The sequence below is a fragment of the Chromobacterium sp. genome (genome assembly GCF_041912965.1).
Taxonomy (GTDB): domain Bacteria; phylum Pseudomonadota; class Gammaproteobacteria; order Burkholderiales; family Chromobacteriaceae; genus Chromobacterium; species Chromobacterium aquaticum.
The window spans coordinates 54,995-71,546 of sequence record NZ_JAYSGF010000009.1 but is presented as its reverse complement, the minus strand read 5'-3'; the positions used below and the strand labels follow the sequence as shown (position 1 = coordinate 71,546).

The 16,552-nt window shown below is 63.7% G+C and carries 20 protein-coding genes; all 20 read right to left on the bottom strand.

All coding sequences use genetic code 11. The features are described 5' to 3' along the window. Positions 1 to 17: 17 nt before the first annotated feature. The 20 genes from ACE3QM_RS06855 to fliE all read right to left on the bottom strand — a co-directional run bounded on the left by ACE3QM_RS06855 (position 18) and on the right by fliE (position 16,551). A complete protein-coding gene (locus tag ACE3QM_RS06855; RefSeq protein WP_048410224.1) occupies positions 18 to 956 on the bottom strand; it encodes an ABC transporter permease in 939 nt (312 codons plus the stop codon). A gap of 45 nt (positions 957 to 1,001) precedes the next feature. Then, entirely contained in the window at positions 1,002 to 2,495 is a 1,494-nt protein-coding gene (locus ACE3QM_RS06850) for a sugar ABC transporter ATP-binding protein (protein WP_048410223.1), read from the bottom strand. An 11-nt stretch (positions 2,496 to 2,506) separates the two neighbouring features. Beyond that, positions 2,507 to 2,905 carry a D-ribose pyranase gene (rbsD, locus tag ACE3QM_RS06845; RefSeq protein ID WP_048410222.1) on the bottom strand — a complete coding sequence of 133 codons (399 nt, stop codon included), beginning with the start codon at positions 2,903 to 2,905 and terminating at the stop codon, positions 2,507 to 2,509. Further along, entirely contained in the window at positions 2,902 to 3,825 is a 924-nt protein-coding gene (locus ACE3QM_RS06840; RefSeq protein ID WP_374421119.1) for a ribokinase, read from the bottom strand. The genes rbsD and ACE3QM_RS06840 overlap by 4 nt, the downstream gene beginning before the upstream one ends. 262 nt (positions 3,826 to 4,087) lie before the next feature. Beyond that, positions 4,088 to 4,813 (bottom strand): YebC/PmpR family DNA-binding transcriptional regulator, encoded by a 726-nt coding sequence (locus ACE3QM_RS06835; RefSeq protein ID WP_374421117.1) that lies wholly within the window; start codon positions 4,811 to 4,813, stop codon positions 4,088 to 4,090. 97 nt (positions 4,814 to 4,910) lie between these two features. Next, positions 4,911 to 5,687 carry a flagellar biosynthetic protein FliR gene (gene fliR / locus ACE3QM_RS06830; RefSeq protein WP_048410220.1) on the bottom strand — a complete coding sequence of 259 codons (777 nt, stop codon included), beginning with the start codon at positions 5,685 to 5,687 and terminating at the stop codon, positions 4,911 to 4,913. Next, positions 5,687 to 5,956, bottom strand: coding sequence for a flagellar biosynthesis protein FliQ (fliQ, locus tag ACE3QM_RS06825; RefSeq protein ID WP_019099986.1), 270 nt, complete (start codon positions 5,954 to 5,956; stop codon positions 5,687 to 5,689). Before fliQ ends, fliR begins: the two co-directional genes overlap by 1 nt. Continuing rightward, entirely contained in the window at positions 5,953 to 6,468 is a 516-nt protein-coding gene (locus tag ACE3QM_RS06820; protein WP_374421114.1) for a GNAT family N-acetyltransferase, read from the bottom strand. The genes fliQ and ACE3QM_RS06820 overlap by 4 nt, the downstream gene beginning before the upstream one ends. Before the next feature lie 10 nt (positions 6,469 to 6,478). Next, positions 6,479 to 7,225, bottom strand: coding sequence for a flagellar type III secretion system pore protein FliP (gene fliP, locus ACE3QM_RS06815; RefSeq protein ID WP_048410218.1), 747 nt, complete (start codon positions 7,223 to 7,225; stop codon positions 6,479 to 6,481). Continuing rightward, positions 7,222 to 7,671, bottom strand: coding sequence for a flagellar biosynthetic protein FliO (gene fliO / locus ACE3QM_RS06810; RefSeq protein WP_374421113.1), 450 nt, complete (start codon positions 7,669 to 7,671; stop codon positions 7,222 to 7,224). Before fliO ends, fliP begins: the two co-directional genes overlap by 4 nt. Positions 7,672 to 7,682: 11 nt before the next feature. Next, on the bottom strand, positions 7,683 to 8,063 hold the full coding sequence (gene fliN, locus ACE3QM_RS06805) for a flagellar motor switch protein FliN (RefSeq protein ID WP_197081472.1): 381 nt from the start codon (positions 8,061 to 8,063) through the stop codon (positions 7,683 to 7,685). Positions 8,064 to 8,158: 95 nt separating this feature from the next. Next, positions 8,159 to 9,163, bottom strand: coding sequence for a flagellar motor switch protein FliM (gene fliM, locus ACE3QM_RS06800; RefSeq protein ID WP_048410217.1), 1,005 nt, complete (start codon positions 9,161 to 9,163; stop codon positions 8,159 to 8,161). Between the two features lie 5 nt (positions 9,164 to 9,168). After that, positions 9,169 to 9,690, bottom strand: coding sequence for a flagellar basal body-associated FliL family protein (locus tag ACE3QM_RS06795; protein WP_048410216.1), 522 nt, complete (start codon positions 9,688 to 9,690; stop codon positions 9,169 to 9,171). A gap of 107 nt (positions 9,691 to 9,797) precedes the next feature. Next, positions 9,798 to 10,727, bottom strand: a complete 930-nt coding sequence (locus tag ACE3QM_RS06790; RefSeq protein WP_374421110.1) for a flagellar hook-length control protein FliK — start codon at positions 10,725 to 10,727, stop codon at positions 9,798 to 9,800. Between the two features lie 62 nt (positions 10,728 to 10,789). Continuing rightward, positions 10,790 to 11,239, bottom strand: coding sequence for a flagellar export protein FliJ (gene fliJ, locus ACE3QM_RS06785; protein WP_374421108.1), 450 nt, complete (start codon positions 11,237 to 11,239; stop codon positions 10,790 to 10,792). Positions 11,240 to 11,248: 9 nt separating this feature from the next. Further along, positions 11,249 to 12,643, bottom strand: a complete 1,395-nt coding sequence (fliI, locus tag ACE3QM_RS06780; RefSeq protein WP_374421106.1) for a flagellar protein export ATPase FliI — start codon at positions 12,641 to 12,643, stop codon at positions 11,249 to 11,251. Then, positions 12,624 to 13,463, bottom strand: a complete 840-nt coding sequence (locus ACE3QM_RS06775; protein ID WP_374421104.1) for a FliH/SctL family protein — start codon at positions 13,461 to 13,463, stop codon at positions 12,624 to 12,626. Before ACE3QM_RS06775 ends, fliI begins: the two co-directional genes overlap by 20 nt. Further along, positions 13,444 to 14,442: a flagellar motor switch protein FliG gene (fliG, locus tag ACE3QM_RS06770; protein ID WP_231465096.1), complete on the bottom strand. Its 999-nt coding sequence runs from the start codon at positions 14,440 to 14,442 to the stop codon at positions 13,444 to 13,446. The genes ACE3QM_RS06775 and fliG overlap by 20 nt, the downstream gene beginning before the upstream one ends. Beyond that, positions 14,435 to 16,129: a flagellar basal-body MS-ring/collar protein FliF gene (fliF, locus tag ACE3QM_RS06765; RefSeq protein WP_374421102.1), complete on the bottom strand. Its 1,695-nt coding sequence runs from the start codon at positions 16,127 to 16,129 to the stop codon at positions 14,435 to 14,437. Before fliF ends, fliG begins: the two co-directional genes overlap by 8 nt. Positions 16,130 to 16,230: 101 nt before the next feature. Next, positions 16,231 to 16,551, bottom strand: coding sequence for a flagellar hook-basal body complex protein FliE (fliE, locus tag ACE3QM_RS06760; protein ID WP_048410210.1), 321 nt, complete (start codon positions 16,549 to 16,551; stop codon positions 16,231 to 16,233). Position 16,552: the final 1 nt, after the last annotated feature.

The window sequence follows — 16,552 nt, the reverse complement described above, 5'->3', positions numbered from 1 at the left end:
CGGCTGCGGGCCCGCCCTCACTTCTTGCCGCTGCGGTCCAGCAGCACCGCCAACAAAATCACCACGCCCTTGATCACCTGCTGGTAGAACGAGGACACGCCCAGCAGATTGAGGCCGTTGTTCAACACACCGATCAGCAAGGCGCCGATCAGGGTGCCGAAGATCCAGCCGCGGCCGCCGGTCAGGCTGGTGCCGCCCAGCACCACCGCGGCGATGGCATCCAGCTCGTAGCCGGCGCCGGCGGTGGGCTGCGCCGAATTCAGGCGCGAGGTCAGCACCACGCCGGCCATCGCCGACAGCGCGCCGGACAGGGTGTAGACCCAGATCTTGACCCGGTCCACCTTGACGCCGGACAGACGCGCGGACTCCTCGTTGCCGCCGGTGGCGTAGACATGGCGGCCGAAAATGGTTTTCTTCAGCACGAACCAGAGACCGGCGAACAGCAGCAGCATCCACACCACCGGCACCGGCACCACGCCGGCCACATAGCCGCCGCCCAGCATGGAGAACATATCGCTGCCGAAACCGGTGATCGGGCTGCCGTTGGACGCCACCAGCGACAAGCCGCGCAGAATGGTCATCGACGCCAGCGTGGCGATGAAGGGCGCCACCTTGCCCTTGCTGATCACCAGGCCGTTGCAGCAGCCCATCAGCGCGCCGGACAGGATGCCCAGCAGCGTGGCCAGCAGCGGATCGACGCCGGCCTGCAGCAGCATCGCGGTCAACACCGACGACAGCGCCAGGATGGAGCCCACCGACAGATCGATGCCGCCCAGCAGGATGACCAGGGTCATGCCGAAGGCGATCAAGGCGTTGATCGACACCTGGCGCATCACATTGAGCAGATTGCCCATGGTCAGAAAATCGGCGCTCAGCGCCGACAGGCCGGCGCAAATCGCCAGCAGGGCGATGAAGGGCCCGAGTTTTTGCAGCGTTGCTTTGTGTTGCGGGGTCATCTTGCTTACCGTTTCCCTTGCTTGCGCCCTAGAGGCGTTGAATATTCAATGCGCGGCCGCGCCGGCCGCCGCGGCCATGATGTCTTCCTGGCTGACCGCACCGGCATCGAACAAGCCGGCCTGGCGGCCTTCGTGTATCACCAGGATGCGGTCGCTCATCGCCATCACTTCCGGCAGCTCGGACGACACCATGACGATGGCCACGCCGGCCGCGGCCAGCTGATTGATGATGTGGTAGATCTCCGCCTTGCCGCCGACGTCGACACCGCGCGTCGGCTCGTCCAGCAACAGCACCTTCGGCGGCTCCGCCAGCCATTTGGCGAACACCACCTTTTGCTGATTGCCCCCGGACAAGGATTTGACGTCCAGTTCCGCGTCGCGGGTGCGGATGCGCAGCTGTTCGATCAGCCGCCCGGCTTCTTCGCGCTCGGAGCGGCCGTTGATCACCCCCAGCCGCGCATGGCGGCGCAGATGCACCAGGCTGGCGTTTTCGCGCAGCGACATGCCCAGCACCAGGCCCTGGCTCTTGCGGTCTTCGGTCACGTAGGCGATGCCGGCGGCGATGGCGTCGCCGGGCTGACGTATGTTCAATTCCACGCCATCCAGCCTCACGCTGCCGCGCCGACGCGGCTTGACGCCGAACAACACATTGAGGATTTCGCTGCGACCGGCGCCCATCAAGCCGGCCACGCCCAGCACTTCGCCGGCGCGCGCGTCGAACGCGATCCCTTCGATACGGCCATCGTCGGCCAGCGCCTCCACCTGCAGCCGCACCGCGCCCGGCGCGACATCGCGCTTGGGAAAGCGGTCGCCGATCTCTCGCCCCACCATCAACCGCACCACTTCGTCGAAATCGGTGGCGGCGATCTGGCGCTCGCCGACAAAGCAGCCGTCACGCAAGATGCTGATCTTGTCGCAGACGCGGAAGATCTCCTCCATCCGGTGCGACACATAGACAATCGCCACCCCACGCCGTTTGAGCTGTTCCATGAAGGCGAACAAGGCTTCGATCTCGCGCTCGGTCAGCGCCGCGGTCGGCTCGTCCATGATCAGCAGCTTGGCGTTCAAGGACAGGGCCTTGGCGATCTCCACCATCTGCTGCCGGCCTATGGACAGCTGACCGGCCTCCTGCTCGGGATCGATCTGGCCAGCGCCCAGCTGCTGCAGGATCTGGCTGGCTTCGCGCCGCATGCTGGCGCGATTGATCACGCCGCAGCGGCTGTGTTCGCGCTCGCGGCCAAGAAACAGGTTCTCCATCACCGACAACTGCGGAATCAGGTTCAGTTCCTGGTGGATGATGGCGATGCCATGGGCCTCGGCGTCGCGGGTGGAGCGTATCGTCACCACCTGGTCGTTGATGCGGATCTCGCCGGCATCGGCCTGGTAGACGCCGGACAGAATTTTCATCAAAGTGGATTTGCCGGCGCCGTTCTCGCCCATCAGCGCGTGCACTTCGCCGCCCCGCACCGAGAAATCCACCGCCTCCAACACCTTGACCGGGCCAAAGGCCTTGCAGATGCCACGCATGCTTACCTTCATCGCCCGCCCCTTCAGAAGATCACGCCGGAGTACAGAATCACATTGGCGTACGGCGTGCATTCGCCGGTACGGATCACCGCCTTGGCCTCGCGGCAACGCCGCTTGAATTCCTCGTGCGGCGCGTATTCCACCACCACGCCGTGCGCCGCCATATCATTGGCCAGCACTTCCACCGCCGGACTGTGCTGCTGGCACTCGACGGCGAACAGCGCGCGCTCGGCCTTGAAGTCCGCCAGGATGGAGTCCAGCACCGCGGGAAATTCCGGCACGCCCAGGCGCAGGCTCAAGTCTATGCACTCGACGCCGGGCGGGATCGGCAAGCCGCAATCGGCGATCACCAGGCTGTCGGTATGCCCCATGCCGGCCAATACCCGCGCGATATCGCGGTTCAAATGCCCCAGCCGTTTCATGCCTGCTCCTTCATCATGTCTTGCAAGGCCGCCAGCGTCGGCATGCCACTCTGCGCGCCGGAACGCGTCACCGACAGCGCCGCGGCGGCGCAGGCCAGCGCCATCGCCTCCTCGATGCCTTGCAGCCAGAACGCCGCCAACGCGCCATTGAACGTGTCGCCGGCGCCGGTGCTGTCCACCACGGACACCGTGAAGCCGGGCTGGTGGTGCAGGCCGCCGTCGGCGCGGCAGAAATAGGCGCCGTCCTTGCCGCGCGTCATCGCCACCCGCCCCGGCAGCCGACGCAGCAGCGCCTGCCAATCGCCGCCATCGGCATCCAGCGCCAAGGCCAACTCATGTTCGTTCGGCGTCAGCAAGGCCGTCCGCGCCAGCAATTCCGGCGGCAGGCTGCGGGCCGGCGCCGGGTTGAGCAGGAAAGGCTTGCCGTGGCGCTCGGCCAGCTCGGCCGCGCGCTCCACCGTGGCCAGCGGCACTTCCATTTGCGCCAGCACCACGTCGGCGTCGCGGAAAGCCTGTTCATCCTGGTCCAGGTGCTGCGGCAGCAACTGATGGTTGGCGCCGGGCACCACCACGATGGCGTTGTCGCCCTCGGCCAGGGTAATCGTCGCCAAACCGGTGGCCACATCCGCCTCGCGCAAGCGGCTGATGTCCACGCCCTCGGCCCGCAACGCGTCCTTGAGCTGGGAGCCGAACATATCGCGGCCCACGCAGCCCAACAAACTCACCTGCGCGCCCAGGCGCGCGGCGGCCACCGCCTGGTTGGCGCCCTTGCCGCCCGGATAGGACGCAAAGCGCTCGCCAAACAAGGTTTCACCCAGCCGTGGATAGCGCTCCGCTTCCACCACCAGATCCATATTGATACTGCCCACCACCAGGACCCGGGTCATAGTTTCCTCGTCGTCATTCAGCGGCGTCGGCATGCGAATGCGCCGACGCCAGTTGCTAAAACGTAATCAGCCCACGCTTTATAACAGAGCGACGAGCAGGCCGGAAGCGCCAAGCCGCGGCTGTCCGACAAATGCAACAGTTGCCTCCAGCCGGACAATCGCCGCTTGACGCCGCGCCGGCTTCAATGTAGCGCCGTCACTACACACCAAACTCCAGACGTAAAAAAAGCTCCCCTAGGGGAGCTTTTTCGAACCCGGCCAATGATGGCGGTCGGGGCATCACGGCGGATTTAAATCAATCTTCCAGCACCGCCGAGGTGTACACATCCTGCACATCGTCCAGGTCTTCCAGCGCGTCCAGCAGCTTCTGCATGCGCGCGGCGTCGTCGCCGGCCAGTTCGGTTTCATTCTGCGGCTTCATCGTCACCTCGCCCATCTCGGCCTTGAAGCCCTTGGCTTCCAGCGCCTCCTTGACGTCGGTGAATTCGTAGGGGCCGGTGATCACTTCCATCGAGCCATCGTCGTTGACGACCACGTCCTCGGCGCCGCTTTCCAGCGCGGCCTCCATCAAGGCCTCCTCATCCACGCCCGGCGCGAACACCAGGTAGCCGCAATGGCTGAACTGGAAGGCCACGCAGCCGTCGGTGCCCATATTGCCGCCATACTTGGAGAAGGCGTGACGCACATCGGCCACGGTGCGGGTCTTGTTGTCGGTCAGACAGTCCACCATCACCGCCGCGCCGCCGATGCCATAGCCTTCGTAGCGGCACTCCACGTAATCGACGCCGTCGAGCTGGCCGGTGCCGCGCTTGATCGCGTTCTCGATATTGTCCTTGGGCATGGACTCGGCCTTGGCCTTGTCCACCGCCAGGCGCAGGCGCGGGTTCATATTCGGATCGCCGCCGCCCATCTTGGCCGCAACGGTGATTTCCTTGATCAAGCGGGTGAAGATCTTGCCACGTTTGGCATCCTGACGACCCTTGCGGTGCTGGATGTTAGCCCATTTACTGTGACCTGCCATAGTTGCCTCTGTCTGTTGTCCGGTCCACGACGGACCTTTCAGTCAAAATTGGCGCTTATTTTAGCAGAACTTGAATCTGGACAGGAGGGGCGGCCGCTCACTTGGCCTTGAGCATCGCCAGCATCATCTCGAAGCCGGCGCGGTACATCTGCTCCAGCACCGGCACCATCATCGGCAAGGTCAGATAGATGCTGATGAAGCCTATCATCAGCGTCAGCGGAAAGCCGAAAGTAAAGATGTTGAACTGCGGCGCGGCGCGCGTCATCACCCCGATGGCCAGGTTGGTGATCAGCAGCGCCGCGATCACCGGCAGCGACAACCAGATGCCCCACTCGATCAGATGACTGCCCCACAGCACCAGCGCCTTGATGCCCTGGGCCGGCATGTTCATGCCTATCGGCAACACCCGATAGCTTTCCACCAGCGTGGACAGCACCACTTGGTGACCGTCGAAGGACAGGAACAGCAGAAAGGTGAACAGGGTCAGCAGCTGCGACACCACCGGCACCTGGGCCGAGTGCATCGGATCGAAGAACATCGCGAAACCCAGACCGGTTTGCGAGCCCATGATGAAGCCCGCCACCTCCACCGAGGAAATCACAATGCGCATGACAAAGCCCATCGCCAAGCCGATCAACAACTGCTGCAGCAAGATGGCGATGCCCTCGGCCGACACCAGCGGCACCGCTGGCAAGGGCGGCAGCAAGGGCGCCAGCATCACGGTGAGAATCAACGCGAAACCAGCCTTGAAACGGCGCGGCACGCCGCGATAGGCAAACACCGGCTCCGCCAGCAGCAGGCCGATGATGCGCGCGAACGGCCAGACGAACATGGCCACCAGCGCGTTGATCTGCGCATCGGAAATGCTCAGCATCAGCCGATCACGTGCGGAATGCTCTGGAACAGCCGCGTGGTGTACTCGATCAGCGTGTTCAGCATCCACGGCCCGGCCAGCACCAGCACCAGGAACATCGCCAGCAACTTGGGAATGAAGGTCAGCGTCATTTCGTTGATCTGCGTCGCCGCCTGCAGCACGCTGACCAACAGGCCCACCAGCAGCGACACCAGCAGCACCGGCGCCGCGACGATGATCAGGATGTACAGTGCGTTCTGCACGATATTGATGATCAGCTCCGGACTCATTTCCCCTCCCGATCGCCCACAGCCGCCGGCTCTTGCCAACCGCCTTTGCTCAACAAGTCATTATCCAGCGTCACCCCTTGGCAGAGCACGCGATTGGGCCGCAACACCCGATAGCCGGCCCGCTCGAACACCGGGCGGGACGCCGCGCTGGCCCACGCATGCAGCGCGACCACCCCGGCCGCGGCCGCCTGAGCCTCCAGTTCCGCCAGCATCCGGCTGGCGCCGCCGCGGCGCTGCGCCCAGGGCGCGACAAACAGCATGTCGAATTCGCCGTCATGGCATAGCCAGGCGAACCCCGCCAAGCGACCGTCGTCCGCCAGCCAGCGGCAGCCCCAGGAGCGCGCCAGGCGCGCCTCCCAGCCTTGCGCCAACTCAGCCGTCCATGGTCCTCGCGGCGCCCAGGCCTCGCATTGCCGCTCGCTATACAAGGCGCCGGCCAATGCCCAAACGCTGTCGAGAAACACCGCGTGGCAGTCGGGCAAATCGGCGGCGCGCAATGGCTGCAATAACATACACCCGCCCTCAGCCAGTATAGAAGCTCTGCACCAGCGACCCCATCAACAAGGTCCAGCCGTCCACCAGCACGAACAGCATCAGCTTGAACGGCAGTGAAATCGTCACCGGCGACACCATCATCATGCCCATCGCCATCAGGATGCTGGCCACCACCAGATCAATGATCAGGAAGGGAATGAACACCATGAAGCCGATCTGGAACGCGGTTTTCAGTTCGCTGATCACATAGGCCGGCACCAGGGTCTTCATCGACACATCGGCCTTGGTCTGCGGCTTTTCCGACTGGGAAATCTCGATGAAGAAGGCCAGATCCTTCTCCCGAGTCTGACGCAGCATGAAGGCCTTCATCGGCTGGCTGGCCTCATCCAGCGCCTGCTGAAAGCTAATCTTGTCGTCGGAGAACGGCACCCAGGCCTTGGTGTACACCTGATCGAAGGTAGGCCCCATCACGAACAGGGTCAGGAACAGCGACAAACCGACTATCACCTGGTTGGGCGGGGACTGCATGGTGCCCATCGCTTGACGCAGCAGCGACATCACGATGATGATGCGGGTAAAGGCGGTCATCATCAGCATCATCGCCGGGATGAAGGTCAGCCCGGTCATGAACAGCAGCATCTGCAGACTGAGCGAGTAATTCTGCCCGCCACCGGCCGCAGGCGTGCTGCTCATCATCGGCAGGCCGCCGGCCGCATCCGCGATCAGCGGCAGCGCCAGCAAGACCACGCCGCCATAATGCACTGCACGCTTCATTGCCGCCCCGCCTTGCCGTTGCGGCCTTTTTCCATCGCCGCCTTCAGCCAGCGCGCGAACGGCTCCGCTGCCGGAGCGGCTTCCTGCTCCGCGCCTTCCGGCCGTGGCAGCTTGCTCAGCAGATTGACTTGCTGCGGCGTCACCCCCAGCACCAGCCACTCGCCCTCCAGCTCCACGATCACCACCCGCTCCTTGGGCCCCACCATGGTGCCGCTGACCACCCTGAGGCGGCTGGAGGCGCCCAGCATGCCGCCGGACACGCGCTTGAACAGCCAGGCCAGGCCGACGATGGCGCCCAGCACCACCGCCAGACCGAACAAGACCTGCAACAAGCTCATGAACGGCGACGGCGCCACCGGAGGCGGCGGCGCGGCGGTAGCGGCGGCGGCCACTCCGGACACCAAATAAAAAGCGCCCTGCACTGCACGGCGCGTCATCGCAAACATGGCTGGTCTCGTCATTTCTGCAAGCGGCGAATGCGTTCGGCTGGGGTAATGATATCGGTCAGGCGGATACCGAACTTGTCGTTGACCACCACCACCTCGCCCTGGGCGATCAGACAGCCGTTGACCAGCACGTCCATCGGCTCGCCGGCCATGCCGTCCAGTTCCACCACCGAACCCTGCGCCAATTGCAGCAGGTTGCGGATGGCGATCTTGGTGCGGCCCAGCTCCACGGTCAGCTGTACCGGAATGTCCAGAATCATGTCCAGATTCTGCGGCACGCCGGCGCCGGAAGTGCTCGCGCCCAGTTCCTGGAACAGATTCTGCGCCGGCACCGGTTCGGGGGCGGACTCCTCCACCTCCTGCTCGGCCATCGCCGCCGCCCAGTCGTCCATGGACACTTCTTCCTCGCCACCTCCCGCGCTGGTGGCTGCAGCGGCCGCGGCGGCGGCTTCGGCCTCCATCTGCGCCGCTTGCAATTCTTCTTCGCTCATTGCTCTTTATCCCCCAGAGGCTCGTGAAAATCATTCGCGCCGGCCAGCACCTGCTCCACCTTCAGCGCATAGCGCCCCTGCACGGTGCCGTAACTGGCCTCGAACACCGGGATGCCCGACACATCGGCCTCCACCCGTTCGGGAATGTCCAGCATCACCACGTCGCCATTCTTCAAATTCAAAATCTGTCCCAAGGTCACCTTGGTCTGCGCCAGCGTCGCCACCAGCTCCACCTCCGCCGCCTGCACCTGGTGCGTCATCAGGTTGACCCAGCGGTTATCCACCTCGGTGCGGTCCGCCTGCATGGTGCTGGACAGCACGTCGCGGATCGGTTCCACCATGGAGTACGGCAAACAGATGTGGAAATCGCCGCCGCCGGCCCCCAGCTCGATGTGGAAGGTCATCGCCACCACCACTTCGGTGGGCGTGGCGATATTGGCGAACTGGGTGTTCATCTCCGAGCGCAGGTAGACGAACTCGATCGGATGCACCGGCTCCCAGGCTTTCTGGCATTCGGTGAACACCACGTCCAGCAAGCGGCGGATGATGCGCTGCTCGGTGGGCGTGAAGTCACGACCTTCCACCCGTACATGGTAACGCCCGTCGCTGCCGAACAGATTGTCGACGATCAGGAACACCAGGTCCGGATCGAAGATCAGCAGACCAGTGCCGCGCAAGGGCTTGACGTGCACCAGATTCAGGTTGGTCGGCACCACCAGGTTGCGGATGAACTCGCTGTACTTTTGCACCCGTACCGGACCGACCGAAATTTCGGCGTTGCGGCGGATGAAGTTGAACAAGCCTATGCGCAGATTGCGCGCGAAACGCTCGTTGATGATTTCCAGCGTCGGCATCCGGCCGCGCACGATGCGCTCCTGCCGACCGATGTCATAGCCGCGGACGCCTTGGGCGTCGCCGCCGCCGGCATCATCCTCGTCCTCCCCGGAGACGCCCCTTAATAGGGCGTCCACCTCTTCCTGGGAAAGAATATCGTCGCCCATGACGCTTATTGCTTCTGGATGATGAAGGAAGTGAAGAGCACGCTTTCCACCGGCTGTTCTTCGCCGGCGTCCATCGACTCATTGATGATCTGCTTGACCTGCGCCTTCAACCGAACCTTGCCGTCCGGCGTGGCCAGTTCCACCGCGGACTTGGACGACAGCAGCAGGATCAGCGCGCTGCGGATCTTGGGCGCGTAATCGGTGAATTTCTTCTTGGCTTCCTCGTCGGCCAGTTCCGCCTGCATGTCCACCTGCAGCAAGGAACCGTCATTGCCGGCCAGATTCACCACGAAGGTATCCAATTTTTCAAAAATCGGCGGACCTTCTTTTTTCTTCTTGGGTTTTTCCTTGGTTTGCTCAGCATGTTCGCCGGCCGCGGCCGGTTTATTCATATTGGTGAACATATAAGCAGCCAAGCCCCCTACGGCGGCCAACACCAGCACCAGCAACACGATGACGATCAGCATCAATTTGCCGCCGCCCCCTGCTTTTTTCTCTGCTTTTTCCGCTTTTTTATCTTCTGCCATATATCTGCCCTGTTCACTGGGGTGTTCATAGTGAAATCTTAAACGATTTCTTCACTATATTTTCTAATTTTAACCGCCAATTGAACAGGGGAGATTATCACAAATGGTCAGGCGAAAATGCTGAGGATGCCCCGAGCGGCCTTGATGCTGCTCAATGCATCCATGGCTTCGGGCTCCTCGCTCTCGCCTTGACGCTGCGATTGCCCGCGCTGGAACGCCTGCTGCTGCTGACCGGACTGACCGCTGGACACCTGCGCGTCGGTCAGCTGGATGCCCCCCGCCGCCAGCATGGACGACAAGCGGTGCATATTGTTTTCCAGCGCCTCGCGCGTGGCCGGCACCGCCGCGGCGAACAACACCTGGGCCTGGTCGTTGCCGTTCATTTTCAAGGTCACCTCGATCGGCCCCAACTGCGGCGGATTCAGCTGAATCTGCGCCTTGTCGGCCTTGAGGCTGACCATATTGATCACCTGCTCGCTCATCGCCTTGGCCCAATTGGGATCGGTTATCGGCTGTTGCACGGTAAAGGTGGGCGTCGGCGCCGCTGGCTTGGCCATCAGCGATTCCTGCGGCTGCAGCGGCAAAAACTGCGGCACCACCTTGCCGTCTTCCGGCAAATTTTGCTGACCCGGCAGCGACAGATCGCGAATCTTGACCGCGGCGGGCAGCACCGCGCCGAGGTCCGGCTTCACGTCCGCCAGCTTGGCGCCGCTGAGCGCATCGTTATTGCGCGGAAGGGTGACCATCTGCTGGACCGGCTGCGCGGCCGCCATCAGCGGCATGCCCGGCAACGGGGACAGCGCGTCCTGGCCATCCTCGTTCTTGGCCGGCTTGTCCTTGTCCGCGCCGGCGTCCGCCAAGACATCGCTCTTGGCGCCCGGCAGGAAGGAACTGCCCAGGGCGCTCATCTGCACGCCCAGCAGGCTGGCGAACAGGTCACCGCCGCCGGTGTCGCCGGCAGTGGCCAAATTGCCTCCCGGCATATTGGCTTTGCTGCTGGCCAGGCTGGCCGCCGCAGTGTTAACAGGTGTCGTCATGGCCGACTCTCTACAAGGTAAGACGCAGACGTTAAAGCAACTAACGTGCCAAGCAAGCGCCCTTATTCTTCGCCATGATTATTGTCCCAAAAACGCCGGGTAGCGAATTCATCGCTGGCTTTCTGCTGCAGCCGCGCCTCGCGCACGGCGGCGCGCTCCTGCTCGCGCTGCAGCAGCTTTTCATAAGCCTTCAGTTTCTTGTATTCCTGCTGCCAGGCCTGGCGCTCCAGCAAGAAGCGCTGGGTGCAACGCTCCACCTCGCCCTGCTGCTGCACCATGGCCTCGTCCAAACGGGCGAGGAAACGTTGAAAATCCTGGTACTGCAATGCGCCGATGCCCTGCGCGCCGCGGCTGCTCAGCCGCTGCCGGTATTCGCCGCGAAACGCGTCCAACTGCTCCTGACGCGAGCGGGCGTCGGCCAGACGGCTCTGCGCCAGCCTCATGCGCTCGCCAGCCGCTTTCTGCCGATCCTCGGCCAGGCGAATCAGTAATAGGTATTTGCTTTCCGCCATGGCTCAGCCTCAGGACAACACGGTCTGCAACTGCTCGCAGCTGGCGGAATAGTCCTGCGACTCGTGCATGGGCTGGGTCAGGAAGCCGACCATCGGCAGTTGACGCCGCATCGCCTCGTCCAGCACCGGGTCCGAACCCGGCACATAGGCGCCGACGCTGATCAGGTCGCGGTTGCGCTGATAACGCGAATACAGCTGCTTGAATTGCCGGGCCAGGCTCATCTGCGACGATGGCACCACATCCACCATCACCCGGCTGATCGATTGTTCGATGTCTATCGCCGGATAATGGCCGGATTCGGCCAGCTCGCGCGACAACACGAAGTGACCATCCAGAATCGCGCGCGCCGAGTCGGCGATGGGATCTTGCTGATCGTCACCCTCCGACAGCACCGTATAGAAGCCGGTGATGGAACCGCCACCCTCGGCGGCATTGCCTGCGCGTTCGATCAATTGCGGCAGACGCGCGAACACCGACGGCGGATAGCCCTTGGTCACCGGCGGCTCGCCGATGGCCAGCGCGATCTCGCGCTGCGCCATCGCGTAGCGGGTCACCGAGTCCATCAGCAGCAGCACATCCAAGCCCTGGGCACGGAAATATTCGGCCAAGGCCGTGGCATAGGCGGCGCCATGCAAGCGCATCAGCGGCGGCATGTCCGCCGGAGCGGCCACCACCACCGAGCGGGCGATGCCCTCTTCGCCGAGAATGTTTTCGATGAAGTCCTTGACCTCGCGACCACGCTCGCCGATCAAGCCCACCACCACCACATCGGCCTTGGTAAAGCGCGCCATCATGCCCAGCAGCACCGACTTGCCGACGCCGGAGCCGGCGAACAGGCCCAGGCGCTGCCCGCGCCCCACCGTTAGCAGGCCATTGATCGCGCGCACGCCGACATCCAGCACATCGCGCACCGGCGAGCGATCCAGCGGGTTCATTGGCTGACTGTGCAAGGGAAACCAGGCATCGGGATGGATGGCGCCCTTGCCGTCCAGCGGCCGGCCCAGCGAGTCCAGCACCCGGCCCAACAGACTGAGGCCCACCGGCACCTGGCGGCCGCTGGCGCCGAATGCGCCGACCTGGGCCACGCTGCGGCCGAACTGCGGCGGCTGCTCCAGCGATAGCGGCATCACCGGAGTGCCCGGCAGCAAGCCATGCACATTGCTCAACGGCATCAGGAACACTTTGTCGCCGGAGAAGCCCACCACCTCGGCCTCAACCAGGCGCTGATCGGCCAAGGCCACCTGACAGGCGCTGCCTACTGGCAGTTTGAGCCCCACCGCCTCCATCACCATGCCGGTGACGCGCACCAGCTTGCCGCAAGGCTGCCACAGCTTGGCGGCGCGCGCGCTGTCCGCGCAATCGCGCAGCCAGCCACGCTGGCGCTCAATCAGATCCTGGCTCATGGTCCATGCCCAAGGCCTTGCGCAGCGCCGCGACACGAGTGCGCATGGTCAGATCCAGGCGCAGCGCGGCGGTATCGATCACGCAGCCACCGCGCTCCACCTCGGGGTCCTCTATCCACTGCCATTGCGTTTCCGGCGTTTCCTGAGCCAGGAAGGCTCGCGCCACCTCCAGGTCCGCCGGGTTCAGACGCAGCCGCGCCTGAGTCAGCGTGGCCGGTAGATCTTCCAGCGCCTCGCGCAGCAACTCCTGGATCAGCAAGGGGTTTTGCCGCGCCAGGCCATGGCTTAGTTGCTCGGCCAACTCCAGCGCCAGCGCCAGCCAGTCCTGGGACAGTTCGGACTCGAAACGGTCGATCTGCCGCGTCAAGCTCTCGCTCAATTGCTGCAAGGGCTGCCAGGCGGCGGCGAAACGCGCCTCTTGCTCGGCGCACACCTCGGCCAGACCCTGATCGCGACCGGCGGCCAAGCCTTCCTCAAATCCCGCGGCGCGACCGGCTTCCTCACCGACCTCATACCCGGATTGCCAGGCTTCTTGATGAATGGCTTCCAATTCGGCCGCGGTGGGATAACCGCTGACCGCGCGCGCTTCCAGCTCCGCCTCCGGCTCGGCCGCCGCTTCCGGCTCGGCCGCAACCGCTTCCGGCGCCACAACGGCCTCGCCCTGTTCCTGCTCGCGCTGGCGCCGGCGCTGCTGCGCCAGCTCCATCAATTGCACCGGCGTCAGCTTCTGGGTCAGGCCGTCCAGCGCGTTGGGACTCCAACTGCTCCAGCCCTCCAGCTCTTCGCCGGGAATGATGGGATTACTCGACGAGACCTTCATCACCACCCTTGCTGCCTAGCACGATCTGGCCATCGTCGGCGAGCTTGCGCACCACCTTGAGGATTTCCTTCTGCTCGGCCTCCACCTCGGACAGCTTGACCGGCCCCTTGGACTCCAGGTCGTCGCGCAGCATTTCCGCCGCGCGCTGCGACATATTGCGGAAGATCTTGTCCTTGAGCTCGGCGCTGGTGCCCTTGAGGGCGATGACCAGCGAATCGGACTGCACTTCGCGCAGAATGGTCTGAATCGAACGGTCGTCGATTTCCAGAATATTCTCGAACACGAACATCTTGTCCTGAATCCGCTGCGCCAATTCCGGATCATATTCGCGGATGTAATTGAGCGCGGCGGCCTCGACATTGGAACCCATGAAGTTGAGGATTTCCGCGGTCAAGCCAATGCCGCCGGCCGCGCTCTTCTTGATGCGGTCGGAGCCGGACAAGAGCTGGGTCAGCACATCGTTCAATTCGCGCAGCGCCTGCGGCTGCACCCCCTCCAGCGTGGCGGTGCGGATCAGCACCTCGTTGCGCATCCGCTCGGGGAAATAGGCCAGGATGGAGCTGGACAGGTCCGGCTCCAGATGCACCAGGATGGTGGCGATGATCTGCGGATGCTCGTTGCGGATCAGGTCGGCGGCGGAGGACGGGTCCATCCACTTCAGGCTTTCGATACCGCTGTGATCGTTGCCCTGCATGATCTTGTCCAGCAGGTTGGCCGCCTTGTCCGGCCCCAACGCCTCGATCAGCACATTGCGCAGGTATTCGTCGGACGCGCCGATGCTGGCGCGCGCCGCGCACTCGCCCTTGAATTCGCTGACCACTTCGTCAATCTGCTCGTAGCTCAGATTATTGATCGCCGCCATCGCCAGCGAAATCTTCTGCACTTCCTTGGGACCGAGGTATTTGAACACCTCGACGGCCTCCGCCTGCCCCAAGCTGAACAGCAACACCGCGCTCTTGCGCACTCCGTTCTCACTCATCGGCGCTTATCCATTCCTTGATGATCTGAGCGGCCATGCGCGGATCAGATTTCACCATTTCACGCACAGCTTCCAGATTGGTGGTGTATTGCCGCATCTGCGCTTCGCGCGGATCGCCGCCGCCCGCGGCGGCGCCGGCATGACCGGCCGCGCCCTCCTCGCCCTCTTCGCCGGCCACGCCGAGCAGGCGACCGCCGCCCGCGGCGGCCTGCGCCGCGGCTTCTTCCTCGCTGCCCTTGGCCGGCGCCGGCGGCTTGACCAGGTCGCGCATGATGGGGCGCACCACGCCGAACAGCAAGTAGAGCACCGCGATGGTCAGCAAGCCGTACTTGATCAGATTGGAACCGTTGCTGGTCACGTAGTCAGTGACTTTCTCCTGCAGCGTGGCCGGCACCTCGGCGTCGGCGAACGCCGCGTTGACCACATTCAGGGTATCGCCGCGCTGGGTGTTGAAGCCCATCGCCTCCTTGACCAGATTATTGATCTGCTGGACTTCCTGCGCCGTCAGCGGCGTCGGCTTCATCTCGCCGTTCTTGTCCGGCATGCGCCGGTAATTGACCACCACGGCGGCGGACAAGCGCTTGACGCCGCCCTGCGGCATCTTGGTGTGCTGTATGGTCTTGTCGACTTCGTAATTGGTGGTGATGTCGCGCTGCAACGTGCCCGAGGCGCCCATATTCTGCCCGGACAGCGTGGCAGTGCCCGGCGCCGCTCCCGGCGGCAGCGAGATCGGCGCCGATGCGGCCGACGGCGGCTGGTTGGACAAGGCGCCCGGCACGCCGGACGGCAGCGCCGCGCCGTTGTTCAGCTTTTCGCTGATCTGCTGGCTGCGGGTAGAAGACGGGTTGGGGCTGGAGTTGGGCTTGAAGGTTTCCGACGTCTGCTCCACCTCGGCGAAATCGACGCTGGCGGTGACCTGAGCACGCGAATTGCCCTTGCCGAAGATGGGCTCCAGGATGTCTTCGATACGCTTGACGTAGCTGTCCTCGATCTGGCGCACATAACCCAGCTGACGCTGATCCAGACCGGAGTTTTCATCCGGCCCGCCCTGCTTGGACAAGAGATTGCCATCCTGATCGACGATGGTGACGTTCTTGACCGGCAAATTCGGCACCGAGCTGGAGACCAGATGCAAGATGCCCGCCACCTGACCCGCGTCCAGCAGGCGACCGCGAAACAGGGTCAGCATCACCGAGGCGGTGGGCTGCTGCTGCTCGCGCACGAACACGCTCTGCTTGGGAATGGCGATATGGATGCGAGCGCTCTCCACCGAGCCCACCGCTTCTATGGTGCGCGCCAACTCGCCCTCGATCGCGCGCTGGTAATTGACCTGCTCGGCAAACTGGCTGATGCCGAACTTCTGATTATCCATCAGTTCGAAACCGACGCCGCCGGCCTTGGGCAGGCCTTGCGCGGCCAGCTTCAGCCGTGCGTCGTAAACCTTGTCCGAGGGTACCGAGATGGTGCCGCCCTCGCCCAGCTGGTACGGGACATTCATCTGCTGCAGCGACGCGGCCACCTGGCCGCCGTCGCGGTCGGAGATATTGGAGAACAGGATTTTGTAGCTGGGCGTGCGGTTCAGCACCACGGCGCCCACCACAACGGCGAATATGGCGGCCACAGCCGCCAGGAACAGGACTTTTTTATTGTTGGGAAGCGCCTTGAAGCGATCGGACGCCTCATTCATGCGGCTTCGCCAAACGGGCGTAGCGTTTTCTTCTGCCAGGTCAGCCATACAGTGGTTTTAGGTTCGAGCCCACCGCCGCCGGCTGGTCGGGTCCGGCAGCGCTAGACTTGGGTATTCATGATTTCCTGATAGGCGGTGACCAGCTTGTTGCGCGCCTGAACCATGGTCTGGAACGACAGGCTGGCTTTCTGCAGCGACACCATCACGTCCTGCAGATTGACCCCCTCGTCACCCAATTCAAATTGCTTCTGCATCTCCTGCGAAGTCTGCTGCGCCGAATTCACCTGTTCCAAGGTGGACTTCAGCACAGCGGAGAAGTCCACCTGGGACGCATCCGGGGCCGGGCTGGCGGTCTTGCCCGCGGCCAAGGCCGAGGCGGTGCGCAGTTCGCCCAACAGTTGATCGATATTTGGCACTGACATG